Here is a 22,235-nt window from a genome sequence, read left to right as displayed (position 1 = left end):
CCAGCCGGATCGTCCAAGGCGCGATGGGCGCGCACCGTGACGCAACGCCGGAAGGAGCCGGGGTGCCGTACTTCACCATCGATCCAGGGACCGACCACGTCGCTGTTGACACGTCCACGCGTCGCGGATCGGTGGTGTTCAGCGTGCAGAACAAGAGTGGCGTCGCTCGACAGATCCGTTCGCGCGTCTCGGTCGAGGACCCAGCCCAGGAGGACTGGTACACCGTCAAGGAGCCCGTGCAGCAGGCTCGTGTGGACGAAACGCTGCAGTTCTCCGTGGACGTCGCGGTGCCCCCCGAGGTCGAGGCCGGGAGGTACCACTTCCGCTTGACGGCGGTCGCGGAGGACGACCCGGACGACGTCCACGACGTCAGCCAGCAGGTCCCGGTCGAGGTCCCGCCGGACGGTGGGTTCCCGTGGTGGATCGTCGCGGTGGTCACGGTCGCGGTGGTCGCGGTGGCGGTGGTGATGTGGGTCGTCCTCGGCAACGATGGCGCGGTTGGTGTTCCTGACCTGGGCGGGCTCACCGTCGAGGCGGCGCAGGAGCGGTTGTCTTCCGCCGGTCTGGCGCTGGGTGAGGTCACCGAGCAGCCCTCCGCTGAGCAGCCTGAAGGTCGGGTCGTCGCGCAGGATCCTGCGGCCGGCTCCGACGTCGAGCCGGGCACCGCCGTCGACCTCGTCGTGTCGTCGGGCCGCTCACCGGTCGCGGTCCCCGCAGTCATCGGCCTGGCTGTCGAGGCGGCGCAGGAGCGATTGTCGTCTGCCGGCTTGGCCCTGGGTGAGGTCACCGAGCAGCCCTCCGCTGAGCAGCCTGAAGGTCGGGTCGTCGCGCAGGATCCTGCGGCCGGCTCCGACGTCGAGCCGGGCGCCGACGTCGACCTCGTCGTGTCGACAGGGCCGGAGCCCATCGAGGTCCCGGACGTGGTCGGGTCGGGCCTTGACGAGGCGATCGCCGAACTCTCTTCCCTCGGGTTGGAAGCCGAAGTCGGGGCAGAGGTCTTCAATGAGACCGTCCCAGAGGGGGTCGTCGTCGAACAGGAGCCCGTGCCGGGCGCGATCCTGCGCCCGGGTGGGACCGTCCGCCTCACCGTGTCAAAGGGTCCGCGACCCACCCTGAACGCCGCTCCTGACTGCGCCGAGTTTGGTGGCGCGTTCGTCTTGACCGTGACGGGGGCGAACTTCAGCCCGGGCAAGCAGGTGGCCGTCACCTTCTTCGGCAGAAACTCTTCGGCGAGTGCTCCCAGTGTCACCGCAGACGAGCGCGGGGGCTTCCGCGTTGAGCTATTTGTCGGGCGGAGGCAGCCCCCGGGGACTTACCGTGTCACAGCGGCCGACCGTGACACCGACGAGGTACTCGCTGAGTCGGCCGTTCGCGTCGCATGCCCCTGATCGCCACCGGGATCAGCCATCCCTGACACGTGGTGGTCTCGCGAACATGAGGAAGGAACCGGGGTGCCGTACTTCACCATCGATCCAGGGACCGACCACGTCGCTGTTGACACGTCCACGCGTCGCGGATCGGTGGTGTTCAGCGTGCAGAACAAGAGTGGCGTCGCTCGACAGATCCGTTCGCGCGTCTCGGTCGAGGACCCAGCCCAGGAGGACTGGTACACCGTCAAGGAGCCCGTGCAGCAGGCTCGTGTGGACGAAACGCTGCAGTTCTCCGTGGACGTCGCGGTGCCCCCCGAGGTCGAGGCCGGGAGGTACCACTTCCGCTTGACGGCGGTCGCGGAGGACGACCCGGACGACGTCCACGACGTCAGCCAGCAGGTCCCGGTCCAGGTCCCGCCGGACGGTGGGGGGAAGTTCCCGTGGTGGATCGTCGCGGTGGTCGTCGCGGTGGTCGCGGTGGCGGTGGTGATGTGGATCGTCGTCGGCAACGACGGCGGGGTCGGTGTTCCTGACGTGGGCGGGCTCACCGTCGAGGCGGCGCAGGAGCGGTTGGTTTCCGCTGGTCTGGCGCTCGGGGACGTCACCGAGCAGCCCTCCGACGAGGAGCCGGAAGGTCGGGTCGTCGCGCAGGACCCTGCGGCTGGCACGGACGTCGAGCCGGGCACCGCCGTCGACCTCGTCGTGTCGTCGGGTGTGCCGAACGGCGCCCTGCAGTTCGACGGGGAAAACGACTTCGTCAGCGTCCCCAACACAACAGGCGACTTCAACTTCCAGACCCAGTTCACGGTGGAGGCGTGGGTCAGACCACAATCGGTGGCATCTAACGGAAGCTTCGCTGCGGTCGTTCAACACGCCAAAACCCTCCCGCCCTTCTCCGGCTCCGCGTGGACCCTGTTCCTTGACCGCAACGACCACAGTCGATGGGGGCTGAGCGTCTGCGTTCCCGGATGCGACTCTGCGAGCTCAGGAGTTGGCAACCTCCAGGTCGGCCAGTGGCAGCATCTGGCAGCCACCTACGATGGCGCCCAGATCCGCATCTATCGGGATGGCCAACTGCTCGACGTCGCCCCTCACACTGGTCAGGTCTCGAATGCGAACGTGCTGCTCATCGGCATCTGGGAAGACTCCTTCCACGGCTTGATCGATGAGGTCCGGGTCTGGAACGTGGCACGTTCGCAGAACGACGTCACGGCAACGATGAACGAGACGCTGAGCGGTGACCTTCCCGGCCTTGTCGGTTACTGGCGGTTCGACGAACAAACCGGGCAACTTGCGGAGGACTCCAGCGGGGCGGGGAACGACGGCCACCTGGGTGCCGGCGCAGGCTCTGAGGCCTCGGACCCGCAGCGAGTTCCATCGGATGCGCCGGTCGACTGACCGGGAAGACAACTCCGATGCCGACAAGTTACGCCGCCACGGTCGCGATCGTTCGTGTGATCACGAACACGGCCGCGCTCGGTCTGGGCGGCGCGGCCATGAACCCCGCGAGCGGTGTCGCGTTCGGTGCCGTCGGGCTGGCGCTGGGCGTCGTGCATGCCGTCGCCGTCGTCGTCACGAAGAGCTACGGCAACGATGCGCGCGGGGTCTGGCTCTTGATCGTCGACCACACCTGGAGCCTGCCGAACACGATCCTGGGCTCCCTCTTCTTGACGCTCAACCTGGTCCTCGGCAATCGTCCAGACAAGACGCAGAGCGAGTCCCGCAGCACGGTCGTGCTCCGGGATGGTCTCTTTCCCGGCTTCGCCACGACCATCGGCAACGTCGAAGCAGGAACCTCCAAGCACACCGCCAACCACGAGTACATGCATGTCGTCCAGGCCCGCATCTTCGGTCCCACCTACGTGCCCCTGGTGATGGTCAACTACGTCCTGGCCACGGTCCTGCCCTACTGGCTCCTCTACCACGACCACCAGAGCAAGCCGATCCGTTCCTTCAAGGACTACTTCATGTGTGGCGTCTATCCCCACACGTGGCACGAGGAATGGGCGTACGCGGTGTAAGGGTCAGCTCCGTGCTGAGGTCGATCGAACCCCGACGGCGCTGGCCCTCGCCTGGGGCGCACCGGATTCGACCGTCGACGGCCGTGAATCCGAACTGCATCAGGTCTGCCTTATCCGCACGGATTGCGCTAGGATCCCGACGGGCGCAGATGTGCGCGGGGTTGACCTGGGGCGTCGGTACGCGGCGCGTGTTCCCGTGTAGAACGAGACTCGAGGGTGGAATCCGTTCGCCACGTAGAGGAGGCTCTGCGGGAGTGGGCGCAGTCGGTTCTGGGGCCGGTCACGATCAGCAGGGAGGAGCCCGGTTCGGCTGCGGACGCCGACGTCGTCCTGTACCCGTTGGCCTTGAGTCCTCGTCAGGAGCTGCGCGACGCCGGCCACCGGGAGCCGCTGAGGTTCGGGCTGCGGTGCCTGGTGCTCACGCAGGGCGAGGACGCCGCCGGCCGCCTGCAGGAGCTGTTGGTGACGGCCCTCCAGGTGCCCGACTGGGACGTCGACCTCGGCGCGCTGCCGCCCGAGGTCTGGTTGGCCCTTGGGGTGCCACCTCGCCCGTCGTTCGTCGTGGACGTGGAGGTCACCGTGCCGCGGCCCAAGCCGCAGGTCTCCCTGGTGGTGCGGCCGCTGGCGGTCGACCTGTCGGCGGTCGGGACGCTGGAGGGGCGGATCGTCGGTCCCGGGTCGGTGCCGATCCCTCATGCTCGGATCGAGCTGGTCGGCCTCGACCGTCGTGCCTACAGCGACGAGCGCGGGCATTTCGGTTTCCCGTCGGTCCCCCGCGGGGAAGGCCAGCAGCGGTTCCGCATCAGCGCCAAAGGCCGGCAGTTCGTCGCGACCGCGGACGTCGCGACCGACGGCGAACCGCTGGTGATCCGCTGCGAGATGCAGGAGGAATGACGTGACCACCTACCTGACGCCCGGCGTCTACGTCCGAGAGGTCCCCTCAGGGGCCCGTCCGATCCAAAGGGTCGGCACCAGCACCGCAGGGTTCGTCGGCGTGGCGCCTGACAGCAACGCGCGGGTCAACGAGATCGTGGCCGTCGAAGGGTGGCCCCGGTTCGTCGACACTTTCGCCGACGTCGACGATCCCCAGCCGACCGCGCTGGCGCTGGCCGTCCAGGGGTTCTTCGACAACGGTGGCCGGCGACTTCACATCGTCAACCTCGGATCCGAGGACGCCGAGATCACAGGTCCCAGGCAGGGGCTCAGCCTGTTCGAGGCGGTCGACGAGCTCGCGATCGTGGCAGCGCCCGGCCGTACCGACATCGAGTCGTACCAGGCGCTGATCACCCACTGCGAGAAGATGGAGGACCGCTTCGCGATCCTGGACGCCCCGGCGGATGTGGATCGCGTCGAGCGCTTGACCGAGGTGGCCACCGCCGAACCCACGACGTCCCGCCGCAGCGAGCGTGGCGACGAGGACGAGGACACCACAAGCGAAGGCGGGGGTGGCGGCGGTGGCCTGTCTGGCGCGGGCGGGTACCGGCCGCCCAACAGCACGCATGCCGCGGTCTACTTCCCTCAGGTCGTCGTCGGCAACCCGTTCGGTCCCGGGCAGGTGACCGCACCGGCCTCCGGCAGTCTGGCTGGGATCTACGCCCGCACCGACGCGACGCGGGGCGTCCACAAGGCGCCGGCGAACGAACCGGTCCGTGGCGCGCTGAACCTCACCTACCGCGTCACCCGCGAGGAGCAGGGGGTCCTCAACCCGCGCGGCGTCAACTGCCTGCGCTACTTCCCGGCCGAGGGGATCATGGTGTGGGGGGCGCGAACGCTGGCCGACGCGGCCAGCGAGTACCTCTACGTGCCGGTGCGCCGGCTCGTGAACATGCTCAAGGAGTCGATCGCCGAGGGGACACGGTGGGTCGTCTTCGAGCCCAACGACTACCAGCTGTGGAACCGGATCCGCCGTGACGTGCGCGCCTTCCTGACGCGCGTCTGGCGCGACGGGGCGCTGATGGGCCGGACACCCGACGAGGCCTTCTTCGTCCGCTGCGACGAGCAGACCAACCCCCCAGAGAGCGTCGACGCGGGCGAGGTCCGATGCGTGATCGGCATCGCCCCGGTCAAGCCGGCCGAGTTCGTCATCTTCGAGATCACCCACACGGAGCGCGGCGTCGAGGCCGGCGAAGGCGAGAGCTGAGGAGTGCAGCATGGCTGAGATAGGTGCAACGGCCGCACCGGGGAGCGTCACCGATCCACTCCGGTCGTTCCGTTTCCACGTCGAGGTGCAGGGCATCGGCAACGGCCACTTCACAAGCGTGTCCGGCATGGGCGTCCAGGTCGAGGCGATCAAGTACCGGGAGGGCGGCGCGAACGTCACGCCCCGGTACATCCCCGGGCAGGTCGACTACGCGGAGATCACGCTGTGCTACGGGCTGACCCAGTCCGACCAGATGTGGGACTGGCTGATGTCGGCGGCGGCCGGCGAGATCGACCGGCGGGAGGTCTCGATCGTGATGCGCGACCAGGACGCCGTCGGGGAGGTGCTGCGCTGGAACCTCACCCGGGCCTGGCCCACGCGCTGGGTCGGGGCGCCGCTCGACGCCATGAGCAAGGCGCTCGCCATCGAGTGTCTGACGCTCGTCTACGAAGGCATCGAACGTGACACGACAGGTCGGCCGGCTGAGGGACCGCCTCCTGGCGCGCCTGGCCAGTAGGCTCCGGCGGGTCGCGACGACCCTTGACGGATGGGTCGCGACGCCGACGACGCAGCCCCCGCCGGGGGCCTCGCCGAACGCGCCGGGATCCGCGCTGGGATCCGCGCCCGACCACTGGGTCGCGCTGCTTCGGGAACGCGCCCCGCATCTCCTCGATGCAGGACTGCGCACCCACCAGAGCCCGGTCGGACCGCCGCGCGCGGACCTGCCGCGCGCGTCTGCCCGTCCAGTGCAAGGCGGGGCTACCCAACCGGACGGGCCACCGCCCTGGGAAGGAGGATGGCTCCCGTTCGCGGTGGTCGCGGACGGCACCGCCTGGCCGCAACGATCAGGCGAGACCGGGAACCCCGGTCCGAGCGCTGGCGCGCACGACCCGGCCGAACAGGGATCTCCTGGCACCGCGGGTGCCGTCCCCCCGCCGCCGCCGCGACAGATGCAGACCTCCTTCGCGCAGCCGGACGCGCCAGCTCGGACGCCGTCGACCGCGGGGCCCATGGACCACGCCGACGCCCGCCCCCGCCCCAGATACCCCGAGGTATCCGGCCCGAGCGCAGGCGCGAGGGGGAGGCTCGAACCGCAGCCCCCGCGCGAAGCAGACCCGCCCCCACAGCCGCCCCCACAGCCGGCCTCCGAGCCAGGCGCCGGTCCGGCCTCCGCCGCCGACACGCACGCTGCGCCGTCCGACGCCGGCCGGCTCGCCGATCACGGCACCGGGATGGCCGCGACCAGCGCACCACAGCCCGTCTCCCCGGCCGCGTCCGGGCCGGCCGCCTGGCCGCCGCACGACGACCCCGGCGGGGGCCGCGAGCGCCACGTCACGCCCCGCTTCCCGCCGGAGCCCGCGCCGCAGAGCCCATCGGTCCGGTTCCCGGCCGACCCGGCCAGCGCCCCCACCCCGTTGCCACGGTCGGCCGACAGCCCCGCAGGCGCACCCGGCAGCGCGGCCTTCCAGGCCCCGCGCCGAGCCGAGGAGCTGTGGCCCGCCCTGCCCGACCTGCCTGCCCTGCCGGCGCTGTCGCCGGGAACGGACACGCAGCCACTGGGCGACGGCACCGAGCACCTCGCCAGGCTCGATCGCGAGCAGGAAGGCTTCTAGTGGAACGGGTCGCCTTCCTCATCGAGGAGACCGGGCAGCGGATCGGTTGCCTGCTCAACCCCAGCACGGTGGTCGTCAGCCGGGCGGCCGGGGTACGACCGCGCAGCACCGCCGCTGGCCAGCTCACCGGCAGTACCTTGATGGACGACCCGTTGCTGTTCACCGGTGGTGGCCGGACCGAGCTCGACCTCGACCTGCTGTTCGACATCACCATCAGCGAGCGCACTGCCGAGCTGTACCAGGACGTGCGTGAACTCACCCGGCCGCTGATGATGCTGGCCGAGAACACCGCCCGGCAGCAGGGCGTCCGCCGCCCCCCGTTGGTGCGGTTCGTGTGGGGCAAGTCGTGGAACGTGCCGGGGGTGGTCGCCGCGGCGGCCGAGCGGTTCGACGACTTCACCGCCGAGGGAGTCCCCCGCCGGTCCTGGCTGAAGCTGAAGCTGCTCCGGGTCGCCGAGGAGTCCGAGGAGATGTTCCGCGAGTTCCCGGAACCACCGCAGCCACCCAGTGCCATCGATCTCGACGCGGAGCCGGTCGGGGTGGTCAGAGCCATCGGCGACGGCGACGACGCGGGCGGGTACGCCGGCACGCGCCCCGACCTGGTTGCGGCCCAGGCGCTGGACAACCCGCTCAGTTGGCGACTGCTGGCCGTCTACAACGACTTGGACGACCCGTTCGGGATCGAGGCCGGCACCGCGCTGAGGATCCCGCCGACCCGGCCACGGCGGTCCACGCGGTGACCGCGATCGCCAGCCTGCCCGAACTGCTCGTCCGGGTCGACGGAGCCGCCCTCAACGAGGGGGAACGGCGGCCGCTGAGCGCGTTGCGGATCCGCCAGCGACTGTCGGTCCCGACCCAAGCGGAGCTGACGTTCGTCGACCCGCCGTCGACGTTCGACGTGGGGCGCCGCCTCCAACCGGGCACGCAACTCCAGGTCGGGCTGGCCGCGGACGGCACAGCCCTGTTCGAGGGCGAGACCACCGTCGTCGAGCATGTCTACGAGGGTGACCGCGGCGTGGTGGTGCGGGTACGCGCCTATGACCTGCTGCACCGCCTACGCAAGCGGCAGCAGGTCCGCACCTTCGCGCAGCTGACCCCGGCGGAGCTGGCGGAGCAGCTCGCAGGGGCGGTCGGCTTGGACGTCGACGTGGCGGAGAGCGGCCCCCGTTGGCCGCAGATCACCCAGCACGCGCAGAGCGACCTCGAACTCCTCCAGGAGGTCACCGCCCGGGCGGGCCTGTTCTTCACGGTCCACGACGGGGCGCTGCACTTGATCACACTCGAGGGTGCCGGGGACGAGATTCGTCTGGAGCTGGGAAGGAACCTGTGGCAGGCCCGCACGGAGGTCAACGCGGAGCGGGCTGCTCGCCGGGTCGTCGCGCTCGGGTGGGACCCGCGGCGGATCGATGTCCACCGGGAGGAGGCTGGCGACGCGCGCACGTCCAGAGACGTCGGCGCCAGCGTCACTGCGACCCAGGTGGGGGGCAGCGACGAGCGGGTTCTCGCCCACGTCGGGGCGCCCACGGCCGATCTCACCCGGGGCGAGGCGCAGGCCGAGCTGGACGTGCGCTCGGCTGGCGAGGTGACGCTGTGGGGGGTCGCCGAGGGCGACCACCGGATCCGCCCCGGAACGCCCGTCCGCGTCGACGACACCGCCCCGGGGCTCGCGGGGCGCTACGTCGTGACCAGCGCGACCCACACCGTGGGGGAGCCGGGCTTCCTCACCGAGTTCAGCACCGAACCGACCCGCGACCGCCGGACGGACCGCCCGGCGGCGCTGGCGCCCGGTCGTGTCGTGGACGTCGATGACCCGGAACAGCTCGGCCGGGTGAAGGTCCACCTCCCCACCTTCGACGACGCCCCGACCGAATGGCTGCAGGTCGTGCTGTCCGGAGCCGGAGCCGGTAAGGGCCTGGTTGCACTGCCCGACGTCGACGATCGCGTGCTCGTCGCCTTGCCGCACGGCGACCCGGCGCGGGGCGTGGTGGTGGGCGGCCTGTACGGTTCGGAGCCGGCGCCCGACGCCGGCGTGCAGGACGGTCGGGTTCGCCGGTACACGTTCACCACGCGGGCGGGGCAGCGCATCGTCCTCGACGAGACCGCCGATCGGGTGCGCGTGCAGAACGCTGCCGGGAGCTTCGTCGAGTTGACACCTGACCAGGTCCGGTTGCACGCAGCATGTGACCTGCTGATCGAGGCCCCGGGCAAGCGCATCACGGTCGTTGCGGACGCCATCGACCTGGAGCGCGGTTGATGCGCGCGATGACCGACGCGGCCGTCGTGGTGTGCGACCACCAGTTGGGCGTGGTCCGCAACCGTCCGTCCCAGCGGTGGGTCACGGTGGAGGGACGCCCGCTGCTGGTCGCCACCGATCCGGAGGACCGCACCATTGTGGGGTGCCCGAACCTCAACCCCCTGACCGGCCAGAAGCCGTGCATGACGACGCTTCGGGTGCAGACCGGCTACTCGGCGCTGGTCAGGATCGATGGGCACCCGGTGTGCCTGGATACGGTGAAGGGACTGACTGACGGTGCGCCTCCGGGCACCTTCCACTACTCGGTCCGCACCCCCGGGCAGACCCTGCTCAACGCTGATGCCTGACGGCGGTCCCGTCAGCTCGTTCCGGTTCGCCCATCCCGAATGGGAACCGGGGGTGGCCCGCCCTGGCCTGCAGGTCGCCCCGACCGGGGCGCTCGAGCTGGTCGACGGACCCGCGGCGGTCCGGCAGTCGATCCTGCTCCTCCTGTCGACGGCCCCCGGCGAGCGCGTGATGCGGCCTCAGTACGGGTGCCGGATCCACTGGCTGGTGTTCGCGCTCAACAACGATACGACCGCGGGTCTGGCCATCCATTACGTGCGCCAAGCCCTGCGCCGATGGGAACCCCGGATCGACGTCTTGGACGTCGACGCCAACCGGGATGGCGCCGACGCCGAGACGCTCGTCATCACCATCCGGTACCGGCTGCGCGCGACGCAGGAGCTGAGCGAGTTCGTGTACCCGCTGCGCCTGCACGGGGAGGAGGTCTGATGCCGATCCCGACTCCCGATCTTGACGACCGGGACTTCCTCCAACTTCTGGAGGAAGCCCTCGAGCGCATCCGGTCGTCCGGCTCGCGATGGACCGCCCAGGCGGGTCCTGGCGATCCGGGGATGACCCTCCTCGAGGCGTTTGCCCACCTCACCGAGGTGATGATCTACCGCCTCAACCGCGTGCCCGAGAAGGCGTACCGCTCCTACCTCAACCTGATCGGTGTGAAGCTGCTCCCGCCGCGAGCCGCTCGGGCGACGCTCCGGTTCAGCCGTGCCGATCCCGCGGAGACGACGGCGTCGCTCGAGATCCCGCGCGGCACGCGCGTCGGCGCCTCCGACGGTGAAGGGGACCAGCCCGTATTCGTCCTCACCGCAGCCACCGCGATCCCAGCCGGCCAGCAGCACGTCGAAGCGCTCGCGTACCACTGCGAGCTGGTCGAAGGCGAGCACGTCGGCGTGACGTCGGGGCAACCGGGCCAGGTCCTCCGGGTGTCGCGACCGCCCATGGTCATGACCGCGGACGACGACCTGATCGTGGCGGTGGAGGTCGCAGACACCGAGGGAACGGTCCGCGGCGCGGCACTCGAACATCAGGGCAGGACCTACCGGATCTGGCAGGAGGTCGAGCACTTCGCCGACCTGGAGCCCGACGCGGCGGTCTACAGCGTCGACCGGATCGAGGGCACGATCATGTTCGCCCCGGCGGTCGACCTGGCGGCCCCAGGAGCGGGCGGCGCAGCGGAGCGGGTCCGGGGGCTCGCCCGGGTGCCCGGACCGGGCCTGAACGTGCTGGTCTGGTACCGGACCGGCGGTGGTCCGGAGGGAAACGTCGCGCCGGGGACCCTGACCACCTTCCTGGACGAGGTGGCTGGCGTCGAGGTCACCAACCCGATCCGGGCCATCGGGGGACGGGACGCCGAGTCTGCGGAGAACGCCGCGCTCCGCGGCCCGCACGAGTTCCACGCCCGCGACCGCGCCGTCACTGAGCGCGACTACGAGTTGATCGCGCGCCGGTCCGGGGCGGTTAGCCGGGCGCGGGCGTTCGCTCGCAGCGAGTACTGGTCGTACGCCCCGCGCGGGTCGGTGGAGGTGGTGATCGTCCCGCATGTGGAGCCTGGCGTCCGATCCCGCGGACGGGTAACCAGCGCGGACCTGGAGGCGCGCACCACTCCGCATGGGCTCGCCGAGGTCACCTCCCAGCTCGAGGCCAGACGGCCGCTCGGCATCGAATGCGTCGTCAAATGGGCCAAGGTCAAGGCGGTTACCGTCCGTGCCAGGGTGGGCATCCGGTCGGACGAGGACGAGAACGCGCTCACCCAGCGCGTCCTCGAGCGGCTGCACCGCACGATCAACCCGCTCCCGACCGGTCAGCGTGTCCGGGCCTCGCAGGGGGAGACGTGGCCCGGCTGGCCGTTCGGCCAGGCGCTGCGGGTGTCGGACGTCTACGACATCTTGCTGGCCGAGCCCGGGGTGATATGGGCCGACCGCGTCCGGCTGCACGTCGACGAGGTCCCCGATGCGGACGTCACCGCCGTCGCGGCCGATCCCTACCAGCCGTCCGCTTGGTATGCGGCCTGCGGCAGCGACGTGTTCCGTTCCCTCAACGACGGCATCGGGTGGGAGCCGCTCTGGCGGTTCGAAGGGGAGACCGTCCGCAGGATCGAGCCGTACCCGCGCGAGCCCGGTCGGATCGGCTTGGGACGCCGCCCGGGGTTCCTCGCGGTGACGACCCAGCCGGCTGGCGAAGAGGCGGGTCGCGTCTACGTCTCGACCGATCTGGGAGAGACGTGGGGGGATGGGCCGGTGGCGCAGTTCGCCTTCCCGATCGAGGACCTGGCATGGATCCAGCGTGACGAGACCCCGGCGTTGCTCCTCGCCACCGAGCAGGGCCTGTACGAGCAGGCGCTCACGCCGGAAGCCACCGCCGCCTTCAGCTCGGTCGACCCCGGACAACCCGACCTCGGGTTCTACCGTGTCGTCTCCTACACCCAGCCGGGCGGGAACCTCGCAGTCGCGCTCGCTGGCCAGCGAACGGCGGGCATCTACCGGTCCCGGCTCGAGGGCCGCGCCGGAACGTTCATCCACGCCGGTCTCGAGGGGCAGGACGTCCGCAGCCTCGCGGTCCAGTACGAGGGCAACGCCACGTTCCTGTGGGCCGGGACAGCCGCCGAGGGAGGTGGCCCCGGACAGGGATGCTTCCGGACCCGCCTCGAGGACGAGGAGTTGACGTGGCAGCAACTGGGTGACGGCTGGGAAGGTGGGAGCTGCTGGGCGCTCGCCTTCCTCGGTCACCACGCCTTCGGTGCCTCCCATCTGGCAGGGGTGCAGCGGCTGCCGCTACGCGGCGAGGAACGCCGGTGGTGGCGGCCGGCCGTCGATTCGGGCCTGCCGTTGCGGGAGGTCGGGCGCTTCCACCCGGTGCGGACGCTCGCCACCGACCCGGACACGTCGATGCTGTTGGCCGGAGGCCCGGCTGGCGTCTACCGCAGCGTGGGCGCTCCCGAGACGCCTCCCGGGGAGGAGTTCACGCGGGCATCCCGGTCGGAGTTCGATGAATCCGTCACGCTCCCTCCCACGTGGCTGTTCGTGTCCGGCGACCACGACGTCGAGGTGGTGAGAACCTGATGCGACGCGAGGCCATCCAGCGCCTTCTGCCAGGCGTCTACCAGACCGCCCTGAAACCTGGGAGCCCGCTGATCGCTCTCCTCGACGCGATGGATCAGTTCCACGCCCCTGCCGAAGCCGTCCTGGAACGGCTCGACGAGTACCTCGACCCCTACCTGGCGCCTCCCAACATGGTCCCGTTCCTCAGCCGCTGGGTGGACCTTGACTGGGTCCTCGCCGACGCGGCCGAGGGCGGTCCGCAACAGCGCTTCGCCGCTGGACTCGGCCGTCTGCGCAACCTGATCGCGCTGGCACCCCAACTATCGGCTCGCCGGGGCACCGCCGAGGGGCTCCTGCTGTTCCTGGAGACCGCCACCGGCGTTTCCGGCTTCCAGGTCGACGACGCGACCGATCCGGGCTTCCACGTCACGGTGTCCGTCCCGGAGGCTGCCGCGCACCTGGCGCCGCTGATCGAGCGGATCGTCCGTGTCGAACGCCCCGCGCATGCCACATACGACATCGTCTACCCGCGCACCGCCGGCCCAGACGAGGAACCAGCCCCGCAGGACGAGGACGGTCGCGCATGAGCTACTTCACGATCGAGCCGGGACCGACCACGTGCCCTTGGACGGGGCGTCACGCGCCGGGTCGGTGGTGTTCAGCGTGCAGAACAAGACCGGCGCGGCCCGCACGATGCGTGCGATGGCGTTGACCGATGATCCCGCTCACGAGCACTGGTACACGGTCCGCGAACCGGTGCGCGAGGCGGGGGTCGACGAGGCGGTGATGTTCACGGTGGACGTGGCCGTGCCGGCGGACGCGGCGGCCGGCACGTCACACGTCCGGCTCAAGGTGGTTGAGCAACGCCCAGAGCCTCCCGTCACGGCTCCATGCCGAGGACGATCCCGACGACGTCCATCACGAGAGTCAGCGCATCAGCGTGGAGGTCCCCGAAGGGCGCTCGCCGCGTCCGTTCCCCTGGTGGATCGCCGCTGTTGTCGCCGCGGTGGTTGTGGTGGGACGGTGATCGCGATTGTCGCCAGGGACGGCCCGCTGCCCGCAGATGACACGGGTACCCCCGGGCCGACGATCGCGGAGATCAGGCCGGCGGCGGAGGACAGCCCGTTCACGGCGAACGAGTCGGACGGCGACCAGGAGTTCCTGCGCACCACCCTTGAGGTCGACGTCGAAGACGACGACCCGACAGACGCCCTCGACATCGTCTGGATCGACCTCCGCGGCAACGAGCCGATCGGGACCGGCCCATCCGCCGAGGTGCGCTTGTCGGCAGGGTGTCCGCGCTTCGCCCGGCACGATATCGAGGTCATCGTCATAGACCGTGACGACAACGTGCCCCGAGGACGCACAACAGTGACGGTGCTGCGCCGCTTCCCGAAGGACAGCATCGCCGAATGCATCCGCATCGAGGTCCCGACCGAGGCCACCATCCGACCCGTCCAGCCGCTCGATCCCGGACAGGTCCGCCGCCTTCCCGCGGAGCAGCCCTCGTGAGCTTCCTCACCGTGGATCCGGGTACACGCGCCACGACGCCAGGTCCTCTCCGATCACGGCAGACCGGGGGTCACTGCGGATGAGCAGACCGGAGAAGCGATGCCTGGGAAGGTGACCGTCCTGATCGTGCTCGTCGTCCTCTTGTTCGTCGTGCTCGTCATCGTGGGCGCGAACCGTGAGCAGGCCAGCGTTGATCCCGATGACCACGGTTGGGTGGAACGTTTCCAACTCCGGCAGGCACCTGCCGTCGAAGCTGAGCACATCGCTTCCGGCTGCTTCGACCGGACGGCCCGACGGTTCCTGATCCCTGCGCTCACGAGCTGCCAGGTCGAGATCGCACGGGCAGGCGCCCCGACCCGTCTGCTGTCCCTGACGGCGGTGCGCCCGAGCGTTCCCGCGGTGGAGATCGACCTCGCCCCGAACAATCCCGACGACGTCGTGATCGACGACTGGCGACCGGAGTCCGGGGACTTCCCGCTGAAGATCCCCGTGGGGCAGGACGGGGCAACGGCGACCATCTTCTGCCGCACCGTCGGATCTGACTGCTCGCTTGCGCTCGCTGACTAGGTCGTCAGCGGGCCAGCGCCCGGTCCACCCGCACTGCCTTGACGATTCCCGGGATCGCCCCAACCAACATCAACGCAGCCCAGACCAGCCCCAGTATCACCACGATGATGGCGCCGATCTCGTCGGCGATGCTGGTCACCGGGTTGGGAATCAGCCCGTGGAGGAAGGCCAAGATCAGGTTGGCCACGAGCGACGTCGCCACCAGCGCGACCAGCGCCTTGACCTGGAGGAATTTCGGCTGTGCCAGCACCAGGAACACCACGAACGCGAGCTTCAGGAACAGCAGCAGGCTGAGCAGGGCGGCGGCATCGCCCCGCGGGAAGAACCCCCACAGGCCAAGGTAGACCAGCGTGCCGAACGGGGCGGCGGTGAACAGCCCGACCATGAGGCTCAACTCGGTCAACAGGAACAGCAGGCCGCCGATGCCGCCCAGTAGGAACAGGAGGCTCAGGACCGCCGTGGCGATCCCTTGCACGCGACCGAGGACGCGTGCAGGGATCACCAGCGCCATGCCCATCAGTGCGATGCGAAACGCGAGTACCCCGTCCAGCAGCGCCATCGCGAAGATCCCCCGGCCGGGTGGCTCCGCGACCCGCGCTAGTGATGCGGCTTCTGCGCCGCGAAGTTCCTCCAGACCGGGAACCTGCGCGACCCTCGCGACCGGAGCAGCCCCGCCGGATGCCCAGCGGCTGCCCACCTCGACCAGCACGACGAGGACGATCATCGCCACCGCCACGAGCAGGAACGGGCGGCGCAGTTGGTCCATGGGATGTGCTCGCTTCCCAACGCCAGAACAAGTCAGGAGGGCAACGCGGCAGCGATCGTCGCACAATCTCGCCCGGATCGAAACCACCTTGGCGGCGATGTCGTCGTGGAGGCTGGCGGTCGTTGTACCTCCGTCCCAGGAACGTGGAGTGTGGCGCAGACGATCTGTCGCGGTCGTTCAGTTCAGTCGCGTAGCGGCGCTGCGACCTCCTCGATGAACCGGTCGTAGAACTCGGCGCGCTCGCCGCCGTCGTCGAGGTGGAAATCGGGGACGATGAACTCGTCGATCCCGGCGGCGCGGTAGGCGCCCATCATGTCGGTCAGCTCACCGGCCGTTCCGACGATCGAGCGGCTCGCCGGGACGCTCGCGCGCAACCGATCGCTCTCGGCCTGGTCGTGGCGGACGTGGACGAACGCGTTGGCGCTCCGCTGGATGGTCGACGGATCACGCCCGAGGTCCTCACAGTGCCCTTCGAGCACCTCGACCTTGTGGCGCATCACATCCGGGTTGCCCCAGGTGTTCCACGCGTCGGCGTGTTCCGCGGCGATGCGCAACGTCACCTTCTCCCCGCCGCCACCGACCAGGAGCGGCAGCGGGTCCTGGAGGGGCTTGGGCTCCAGCGGGGCGCCGTCGAGTCCGTAGTAGCGGCCGGAGAAGTCCGCGCGCTCACGTGTGGTGAGCAACTTGATCACCTGGCACGCTTCATCGAGCCGCTCGAGCCGTTCACGCGTCGACGGGAACGAGATGCCGTACCGGTCGTGCTCGTTGCGCTGCCACCCCGCACCGATCCCGAGGGTGAAGCGCCCACCGCAGATGACGTCGACCGCGGCGGCCTGGTTCGCCAGCACCGCAGGGTGGCGGTAGGTGTTGCCGCACACCAGCGTGCCCAGCCGGACACGCGGAACCGCGGCGGCCAGCGCCGCGATCGTCGCCCAGCACTCGAGCGTGTCCCCACGCGGGTCGTCCCTGTTGGGCATGAAGTGGTCGGCGAACCACACCCCGTCCCAGCCGGTCTCATCCGCGCGCCGGGCGAGCGCGAGGACCAACTCCCAGGACTGCGTTGGCCCCGGCCACACGCTGAACCGCATCGACCCTCTCCTGTCTTTGGGACGCACTCGATGTCCCGTTCGCGATGTCTCCGCCCCGACCGTATCCACGGCCCGGGCTGCGTCCGTTGGTCTCCACAGGATCCGAGGACGACGGCGCGGTCCAGGCGTGGGCCCGGGGTTACGCTCGACAGGTGACCAGCGACGAACTCGACCGTCTCCTCCGCCTGCTGCGCGAACATCCGGAGCGCCAGACGGAGCTCCGCGAGTTGCTCGGCGTCACCGACTGGGGACGGGTGACGCGTTCTCTCGATGCGCTGGCGGCAGCGCAGGTGCGGACCGAGGAGCGGCTGGAGGCGTTGGCGGGGCGCGTGGACGCGCTGGCGGCAGCGCAGGTGCGGACCGAGGAGCGCCTCGAGGAGCTTGGTCGGTATGTGGACCGGCTTGCGCGGATCGTCGAGGGCCTGACCGAGCAGGTCTCGGCGCTGACCGGACACGTCGACTGGCTGCGTGGTGACGCGATCGAACGCCGTTACCGGGAGCGCCCACATACCTACCTGTCCACCATCGCTCGCGGTCTGCACACCCTGTCGCCGCGGGAGCTCGACGACCTGCTCGAGGCCGCTGTGGCCGACGGGCACCTCACCGAGGACGAGACCGACGAGCTCCGCCGGGCCGACGCCGTGCTCGTGGGCCGACGTCGGGAAGACAGGACGGAGGTCTTCGTGGTCGTCGAGGCGTCGGTCGGCGTGGGCCTGAAGGACGTCGACCGGGCGCGGAGGCGGGCCGACCTGCTCGCGCGGACGGGGCGTGATGCCGTCGCCGTCGTCGGCGGGACGTGGGTCGTCCCCGAGGCGCAGGCCGCAGCCAGGGCCTACCGCGTCTGGCAGGTCACCGACGGCAGGGCGGTCGCGCCGGCTTCCTGACCTCGATCACCACATGGGCGAGGACGCGGCAGGGGCCGTCCCCAGCCCTCCTCCCGTTTCCACAATCGTGTCCGGGTCCTACTCGCGCTGCCGACCTCGGACGAGGAGCATCGCGCTTGTCGCTGTGGTGACGTGGAGGCAGGATGTCGGCGGATGACTTCGGGCGCGCGCGGTTGTGGGCGCACCTAGAGGAGAGACTCGGCGTGGACGTGGCAGAGGTCCTGCTCGGCGAGTTCGGCGGGATCCGGTCGCGTCTGGATGGTGTCGAGTCGCGTCTGGTTGGGGTCGAGTCACGTCTGGATGGGGTCGAGTCACGTCTCAACGGGGTCGAGCGAACGCTGGGCCGGATGGACGAACGCTTCGACAGCATGCGTTACGAGTTGAAGTCCACGCTGCACGAGGAACTGCGAGGGATCCAGAAGGAGATGAAGTCCGACACCCGGCTGCTGTTCTTCAGCATTCTCGGATCGAATGCGACTCTCGCGAGCCTGGCGTTCGCTGCGGCGAGGTTCGCCTAGAGATCGCCACCTCCAACGTCGAGAAGGCGCACCGTCAGCACGCCGTCGGTGAGCTGCGCTTCGACCAGGCCAGCCCGCTGCTGGGACAGTGACGCCTACGGATCCTCGCGGGGGAGGGGGGGCGTCCTCGCGTTCTGCTGCATCACTCCTCTCTCGTTCCTGCTGACGTCGTGATGTCTTCGACGGCGTCGTCGTGGTCAAACGTCTTTCAGGCGGCGTGTGCAGGGGTGCCCGGTCGCTCCGAGGGGTCCTGGCGTTCCGAGCCGTGCTGGTCCGCGGGCTGCGGCTGCTGGCGAACAGCGAGCACCGCGGCACCGACGGCGAGTCCGCCGATGATGCCGGCTGCTGCCCACACCCCCGTCAGGTCCCAGCCGGTGATCGCGTCGAGCGCGAACGCGCCGGGACCAGTCAGAGCGATGCCGGCCGACAAGGCAGCCAACACGAGCGGGTACTCGTAGCCGCCTTGCTGGACCCACAGGCCGTTGCGGGCGTGCACCACGACGGCGGCGTTGAGCATCACCGCGAGGATCGCCGCGGCGGCCAAGGGGGTCAGCAACCCGACGGCCAGCAGCACACCACCGGCGGTCTCGGCCACGCCGTGCACCCACGACAGGGTGCGGGGACGTCGGTAGCCCAGCGACCGCAGCGCCTCCGCGTGGCCGTTCACGCCCGGGCCGCCGAACCAGCCGGCGACCTTCTGCAGCCCGTGACCTGCGATGAGCGCGCCGACCACGACCCGGACCACAAGCAGGCCGATGTTCGATCATCCGTTGTCACCTCCGATCAGGTTCCGTGGCGGGGTCCGCCCCGCTGAACTCGTCGCTTCACTCGATCCTCGGAACGTCCTGTCGTAAGGTTTGTTCCGATGCAATCAGGAAAGTATCCTCATCAGAGCTAGAGTTCGACTATAATCGATGACCGATGTCCTGGGCGTGGACGCCAGCGGACGCTTCAGGCGTCAGACAGCCAGCCGGAGCGGCTCGGGGAGCATGAGTCCGCTCCATGTGGGTCGGAATGGAGAAGATCGCGATGTCCGAGGCAGGGAACTCCGAGGAGGAGGAATGGGAGAAGGCCCTGGACGCCCCCGACGAGCCGTTGTACACGGTCGGTGTCGTCGCCGATCTGATGGGCGTGGATCCGCAGGTGGTGCGCGGCTACGACAAGCGCGGTCTCGTCGAGCCGGGACGGTCTGCCTCGGGCCAGCGCCGCTACTCCCGGGATGACATCGGGCGGCTCGCGCGCGCGATGCGCCTGGCTGACGAGGGCATCCCCGCCGCTGGCATCGAGCGGATCCTCGAACTGGAGGACGAGCTACACCGCCGGGAAAAAGAAGCCGTCGATAGCGACGGGGATAGCACCGATGGATAGACAGTCTTTGCAGGAATAGGGAACCTGGATCGCTCGTTACAATTCGGTTCCGGCCTCGACGACCCTGTCCACGAGTTCCCCTCCGTCGCCGAAGACGACGCTCACCTCGATGACGCCGCCTGGGGGAAGCGCAGGCCGCCGCGGAGCCCGGCCCTGCTCCACGCGCGTCGAGATCGCGGCGTGACATTCGCGGCACAAGCCCACCGCCAACGTCGCCTCACGGTCGCAGCCCAGCCCGGTCGTGCCCGAACCCCAGCACCGGTTGTCAGTGTCGACCTCCGCGAACGTCACCCGGTGCGCGTCGTCGGTCACGGACAGGGCCCTCCTCGAACGTCGTCCGGAGCATGCATCATCGCCTGCGCAGTGACTCCGCGCATGCCGAGAACCACGCCGTTCGGCGGGTCTGGAGGCGGGAGGCCGGCCTCGCGGCCGGTCTCGGTGGGGCTCGGCTCCGCGCCTCGTTGAACGCCCCGGCCGTACACTCCCGCGCGGATCGTGAGGGAGTCCAACCGGTGACCTTCGAGGCCGGGTTCACGTTGGCCACGCTGATGGTAACGGTGGCCGTCCTCACCCGGGAGCTGATGCCACCGGCCGTGGCTGTGCTCAGCGCGGTGGTGGTGCTGCTGCTGGTCGGGGTCGTGGACGCCGCCCAGGCCTTCGCCGGGTTCTCCAACCCCGCGACCTTGACCGTGGCCGCCCTGCTGGTCGTCTCCCGAGCGGCGCAGACGACCGGGACCGTGGAGCGACTGCTCGGCCACGTGCTCGGAGCGGACCGTTCCGACCGCCGAGTGCTGAGACGGCTCGTCCCTGCGGTGGCGACGTCATCCGCCGTCATCGCCAACACCCCGATCGTGGCGATGCTTGCCCCGACGCTACGAACCTGGGCGGAACGTGCTCGCCGGCCTCCGTCGCGTTTCCTGATGCCGCTGTCGTTCGCGGCCATCCTCGGCGGGCTGATCACCACGATCGGCACATCGGTCACGTTGCTGGTGTCCGGCTTGAGCGACGAGGCCGGCGTTGGCGCGTTCGGGCTGTTCGAGATCACCCCGCTGGGCCTGCCGATCGCCGTGGCCGGGTGTGCGGTGCTGGCGTTGCTCGCGCCGCGTGTCCTGCCCGACCGTCGCAGCCCCCACGAGCAGCTCGCCGAACACGGACGTGACTACACCTTCGCAATGCAGGTCGAGCCGGGCGGGGTGTTGGACGGGCGGGACGTGCGCTCCGCAGGGTTGCGGAGCCTCGCTGGGGTCTACCTCGTGAGGATCGAGCGTGACGGCCACGAGATCGCGCCTGTGGCCCCCGACGCGGTGCTGTACGGCGGGGACGTGCTCACCTTCGTGGGCCAGGTCGACCATGTCCGTGACCTGCGCGCGCTGCCGGGTCTGAAGTCTGCCGAGGAGGGCCACGTCGACCTCCTCGACGAACACGACCACCGGCTGTTCGAAGTGGTGGTGGGTGCCGCCTCGCGCGCTGCTGGCCGCACCCCCAAGGAGATCAGTTTCCGCGGGCGGTACGGCGCGGCGATCGTCGCCATCCACCGGGCGGGTGCACCGGTCCGCGGCAAGCTCGGCGAGGTCCGCATCCGACCCGGCGACGCGCTGCTGCTCCTGGCCGATCGCGACTTCGCCGACCGCTGGAGCGACCGGCGGGACTTCCTGCTGATCGTCCCCGTGGACGCGGAGCCGCCGAAAGTCGATCGGCGCGCATGGTTCGTGCTGATCGTGCTCGCTGCCATGGTGGTCGCTGCGGCCAGCGGCGCGCTCCCTCTGCTGCACGCGGCGCTCGCCGCGGTGGTGGCCCTCCTGGTGACGCGGGTCTTGAGCGTCCCCGAGGCCCGCCAGGCCCTCGACCTCGACCTCCTGCTTCTGATCGCCGGCGCGATCGGCCTCGGCGGGGCGGTTCAGGCCTCAGGGCTGGCCGGTGGCGCCGCGGAGGCGGTGACGGGTGTGGCCACCGCCGTGGGACCGGTCGGGGCGCTGGTCGCCGTGCTGATCGCAACGCTGATGTTGACCGAGCTGGTGACCAACGCGGCCGCCGCGGCGCTGATGGTCCCGGTGGCCCTGGGGGTGGCCGCCCGCATCGGTTCGGATCCGCAGGCGTTCGCGGTCGTGGTGGCCGTCGGTGCCTCGGCGTCGTTCCTGACCCCGATCGGGTACCAGACCAACACCATGGTGCACGGGCTCGGCGGGTACCGCTTCGGTGACTACTGGCGGCTGGGACTCCCGCTCACCGCCGTCGTGATCATCACCACCGTGCTGGTCACCCCCCTGATCTGGGCCCTTTGACCCGCAACTCGTCGGGCGCGCTGGTCGCGTGTTGGGCCTCGTCGATGACCAACCTGGATCCTGCGTCACCGAGGCCCAGAGCCGCGCGGGCCTTGCGTACGCGATCGACCTCGCGCATCAGGTGCTCGATGTCGAACGGTTTGGTGACGTAAGAGTCGGCTCCCGTGCGCCATCCGTCCCAGACGTGGTCGTCGGTGACGAGGGCGGACAGGAACACGATCGCGACGTGGTCGTAGGCGGGATCGGACCTGATCGCGCGCGCGACGGTTGCTCCGTCCATCGCGGGCATCATGATGTCGAGGATGACCAGGTCAGGCTCCGTGGTGCGGATAAGATCCAGCGCCGCCTGGCCATCGCAGGCGTCGTCGACGGCGTAGCCCTCCATCTCCAGGGTGAGGCGGACGAGGCTGCGGATGCTCGGGTCATCGTCCACGACGATGGCGCGTCCCATCTGTGCTCCTGGTCGTGGCTA

The 22,235-nt window shown here is 70.0% G+C and carries 24 protein-coding genes; 19 read left to right on the top strand and 5 right to left on the bottom strand.

What is annotated here, in order from left to right:
• Nucleotides 1–62: 62 nt before the first annotated feature.
• From KY462_09005 to KY462_08935, 15 genes are all read left to right on the top strand, one after another.
• Nucleotides 63–1,388: a PASTA domain-containing protein gene (locus KY462_09005; GenBank protein ID MBW3577860.1), complete on the top strand. Its 1,326-nt coding sequence runs from the start codon at nucleotides 63–65 to the stop codon at nucleotides 1,386–1,388.
• Nucleotides 1,389–1,451: 63 nt separating this feature from the next.
• Nucleotides 1,452–2,768, top strand: coding sequence for a PASTA domain-containing protein (locus KY462_09000; GenBank protein ID MBW3577859.1), 1,317 nt, complete (start codon nucleotides 1,452–1,454; stop codon nucleotides 2,766–2,768).
• A 17-nt stretch (nucleotides 2,769–2,785) separates the two neighbouring features.
• Entirely contained in the window at nucleotides 2,786–3,391 is a 606-nt protein-coding gene (locus KY462_08995; protein MBW3577858.1) for a glycine zipper family protein, read from the top strand.
• Between the two features lie 216 nt (nucleotides 3,392–3,607).
• Nucleotides 3,608–4,285 (top strand): carboxypeptidase-like regulatory domain-containing protein, encoded by a 678-nt coding sequence (locus KY462_08990; protein MBW3577857.1) that lies wholly within the window; start codon nucleotides 3,608–3,610, stop codon nucleotides 4,283–4,285.
• A gap of 1 nt (nucleotide 4,286) precedes the next feature.
• Nucleotides 4,287–5,531 (top strand): phage tail sheath subtilisin-like domain-containing protein, encoded by a 1,245-nt coding sequence (locus KY462_08985; protein MBW3577856.1) that lies wholly within the window; start codon nucleotides 4,287–4,289, stop codon nucleotides 5,529–5,531.
• Nucleotides 5,532–5,541: 10 nt separating this feature from the next.
• On the top strand, nucleotides 5,542–6,048 hold the full coding sequence (locus KY462_08980) for a phage tail protein (GenBank protein MBW3577855.1): 507 nt from the start codon (nucleotides 5,542–5,544) through the stop codon (nucleotides 6,046–6,048).
• Nucleotides 6,049–6,763: 715 nt separating this feature from the next.
• The gene (locus tag KY462_08975) at nucleotides 6,764–7,144 is read left to right on the top strand and encodes a hypothetical protein (protein ID MBW3577854.1); all 381 of its coding nucleotides are present in this window, start codon (nucleotides 6,764–6,766) and stop codon (nucleotides 7,142–7,144) included.
• Nucleotides 7,144–7,884, top strand: a complete 741-nt coding sequence (locus KY462_08970) for a hypothetical protein (protein ID MBW3577853.1) — start codon at nucleotides 7,144–7,146, stop codon at nucleotides 7,882–7,884. The genes KY462_08975 and KY462_08970 overlap by 1 nt, the downstream gene beginning before the upstream one ends.
• On the top strand, nucleotides 7,881–9,398 hold the full coding sequence (locus KY462_08965; GenBank protein ID MBW3577852.1) for a type IV secretion protein Rhs: 1,518 nt from the start codon (nucleotides 7,881–7,883) through the stop codon (nucleotides 9,396–9,398). Before KY462_08970 ends, KY462_08965 begins: the two co-directional genes overlap by 4 nt.
• Nucleotides 9,398–9,745: a hypothetical protein gene (locus KY462_08960; GenBank protein ID MBW3577851.1), complete on the top strand. Its 348-nt coding sequence runs from the start codon at nucleotides 9,398–9,400 to the stop codon at nucleotides 9,743–9,745. Before KY462_08965 ends, KY462_08960 begins: the two co-directional genes overlap by 1 nt.
• On the top strand, nucleotides 9,738–10,172 hold the full coding sequence (locus KY462_08955) for a GPW/gp25 family protein (protein MBW3577850.1): 435 nt from the start codon (nucleotides 9,738–9,740) through the stop codon (nucleotides 10,170–10,172). The genes KY462_08960 and KY462_08955 overlap by 8 nt, the downstream gene beginning before the upstream one ends.
• Nucleotides 10,172–12,799, top strand: a complete 2,628-nt coding sequence (locus KY462_08950; protein MBW3577849.1) for a baseplate J/gp47 family protein — start codon at nucleotides 10,172–10,174, stop codon at nucleotides 12,797–12,799. Before KY462_08955 ends, KY462_08950 begins: the two co-directional genes overlap by 1 nt.
• Nucleotides 12,799–13,365, top strand: coding sequence for a phage tail protein (locus KY462_08945; GenBank protein ID MBW3577848.1), 567 nt, complete (start codon nucleotides 12,799–12,801; stop codon nucleotides 13,363–13,365). The genes KY462_08950 and KY462_08945 overlap by 1 nt, the downstream gene beginning before the upstream one ends.
• Nucleotides 13,366–13,801: 436 nt before the next feature.
• On the top strand, nucleotides 13,802–14,290 hold the full coding sequence (locus tag KY462_08940; GenBank protein ID MBW3577847.1) for a hypothetical protein: 489 nt from the start codon (nucleotides 13,802–13,804) through the stop codon (nucleotides 14,288–14,290).
• A 99-nt stretch (nucleotides 14,291–14,389) separates the two neighbouring features.
• Nucleotides 14,390–14,857: a hypothetical protein gene (locus KY462_08935; GenBank protein ID MBW3577846.1), complete on the top strand. Its 468-nt coding sequence runs from the start codon at nucleotides 14,390–14,392 to the stop codon at nucleotides 14,855–14,857.
• Between the two features lie 4 nt (nucleotides 14,858–14,861).
• Here the strand turns inward: KY462_08935 and KY462_08930 are convergent, their stop codons facing one another.
• A complete protein-coding gene (locus KY462_08930; GenBank protein ID MBW3577845.1) occupies nucleotides 14,862–15,623 on the bottom strand; it encodes a hypothetical protein in 762 nt (253 codons plus the stop codon).
• A 182-nt stretch (nucleotides 15,624–15,805) separates the two neighbouring features.
• Complete coding sequence (locus KY462_08925) at nucleotides 15,806–16,711, bottom strand: TIGR03560 family F420-dependent LLM class oxidoreductase (GenBank protein MBW3577844.1); 906 nt, start codon at nucleotides 16,709–16,711, stop codon at nucleotides 15,806–15,808.
• A gap of 152 nt (nucleotides 16,712–16,863) precedes the next feature.
• On the opposite strand from KY462_08925, the gene KY462_08920 reads away from it, so the two are divergent.
• A complete protein-coding gene (locus KY462_08920; protein ID MBW3577843.1) occupies nucleotides 16,864–17,595 on the top strand; it encodes a hypothetical protein in 732 nt (243 codons plus the stop codon).
• 143 nt (nucleotides 17,596–17,738) lie between these two features.
• The gene (locus KY462_08915) at nucleotides 17,739–18,113 is read left to right on the top strand and encodes a hypothetical protein (protein MBW3577842.1); all 375 of its coding nucleotides are present in this window, start codon (nucleotides 17,739–17,741) and stop codon (nucleotides 18,111–18,113) included.
• A gap of 208 nt (nucleotides 18,114–18,321) precedes the next feature.
• Here the strand turns inward: KY462_08915 and KY462_08910 are convergent, their stop codons facing one another.
• Nucleotides 18,322–18,870, bottom strand: coding sequence for a DoxX family protein (locus KY462_08910; protein MBW3577841.1), 549 nt, complete (start codon nucleotides 18,868–18,870; stop codon nucleotides 18,322–18,324).
• 272 nt (nucleotides 18,871–19,142) lie between these two features.
• Between KY462_08910 and KY462_08905 the strand changes: the two genes are divergently transcribed.
• Nucleotides 19,143–19,481, top strand: a complete 339-nt coding sequence (locus tag KY462_08905; GenBank protein ID MBW3577840.1) for a MerR family transcriptional regulator — start codon at nucleotides 19,143–19,145, stop codon at nucleotides 19,479–19,481.
• A 36-nt stretch (nucleotides 19,482–19,517) separates the two neighbouring features.
• Here the strand turns inward: KY462_08905 and KY462_08900 are convergent, their stop codons facing one another.
• A complete protein-coding gene (locus KY462_08900; protein ID MBW3577839.1) occupies nucleotides 19,518–19,793 on the bottom strand; it encodes a hypothetical protein in 276 nt (91 codons plus the stop codon).
• A gap of 200 nt (nucleotides 19,794–19,993) precedes the next feature.
• On the opposite strand from KY462_08900, the gene KY462_08895 reads away from it, so the two are divergent.
• Entirely contained in the window at nucleotides 19,994–21,763 is a 1,770-nt protein-coding gene (locus KY462_08895; GenBank protein MBW3577838.1) for an SLC13 family permease, read from the top strand.
• On the opposite strand, the gene KY462_08890 is transcribed toward KY462_08895, so the two are convergent.
• Nucleotides 21,738–22,214: a response regulator gene (locus KY462_08890; protein MBW3577837.1), complete on the bottom strand. Its 477-nt coding sequence runs from the start codon at nucleotides 22,212–22,214 to the stop codon at nucleotides 21,738–21,740. The genes KY462_08895 and KY462_08890 overlap by 26 nt on opposite strands.
• Nucleotides 22,215–22,235 lie beyond the last annotated feature (21 nt).

It is taken from the genome of Actinomycetota bacterium, from assembly GCA_019347675.1.
Classification (GTDB): domain Bacteria; phylum Actinomycetota; class Nitriliruptoria; order Nitriliruptorales; family JAHWKO01; genus JAHWKW01.
Note: the sequence above shows the minus strand (reverse complement) of the source record. Positions and strands in the feature narration are given on the sequence as shown.

Bases quoted from the DNA above. Each gene is read 5' to 3' on its own strand.
- KY462_08935 (MBW3577846.1), top strand. From the start codon at position 14,390: ATGCCTGGGAAGGTGACCGTCCTGATCGTGCTCGTCGTCCTCTTGTTC.
- KY462_08930 (MBW3577845.1), bottom strand. From the start codon at position 15,623: ATGGACCAACTGCGCCGCCCGTTCCTGCTCGTGGCGGTGGCGATGATC.
- KY462_08950 (MBW3577849.1), top strand. From the start codon at position 10,172: ATGCCGATCCCGACTCCCGATCTTGACGACCGGGACTTCCTCCAACTT.
- KY462_08915 (MBW3577842.1), top strand. From the start codon at position 17,739: ATGTCGGCGGATGACTTCGGGCGCGCGCGGTTGTGGGCGCACCTAGAG.
- KY462_08945 (MBW3577848.1), top strand. From the start codon at position 12,799: ATGCGACGCGAGGCCATCCAGCGCCTTCTGCCAGGCGTCTACCAGACC.
- KY462_08905 (MBW3577840.1), top strand. From the start codon at position 19,143: ATGTCCGAGGCAGGGAACTCCGAGGAGGAGGAATGGGAGAAGGCCCTG.
- KY462_08890 (MBW3577837.1), bottom strand. From the start codon at position 22,214: ATGGGACGCGCCATCGTCGTGGACGATGACCCGAGCATCCGCAGCCTC.
- KY462_08960 (MBW3577851.1), top strand. From the start codon at position 9,398: ATGCGCGCGATGACCGACGCGGCCGTCGTGGTGTGCGACCACCAGTTG.
- KY462_08975 (MBW3577854.1), top strand. From the start codon at position 6,764: ATGGCCGCGACCAGCGCACCACAGCCCGTCTCCCCGGCCGCGTCCGGG.
- KY462_08925 (MBW3577844.1), bottom strand. From the start codon at position 16,711: ATGCGGTTCAGCGTGTGGCCGGGGCCAACGCAGTCCTGGGAGTTGGTC.
- KY462_08980 (MBW3577855.1), top strand. From the start codon at position 5,542: ATGGCTGAGATAGGTGCAACGGCCGCACCGGGGAGCGTCACCGATCCA.
- KY462_08955 (MBW3577850.1), top strand. From the start codon at position 9,738: ATGCCTGACGGCGGTCCCGTCAGCTCGTTCCGGTTCGCCCATCCCGAA.
- KY462_08995 (MBW3577858.1), top strand. From the start codon at position 2,786: ATGCCGACAAGTTACGCCGCCACGGTCGCGATCGTTCGTGTGATCACG.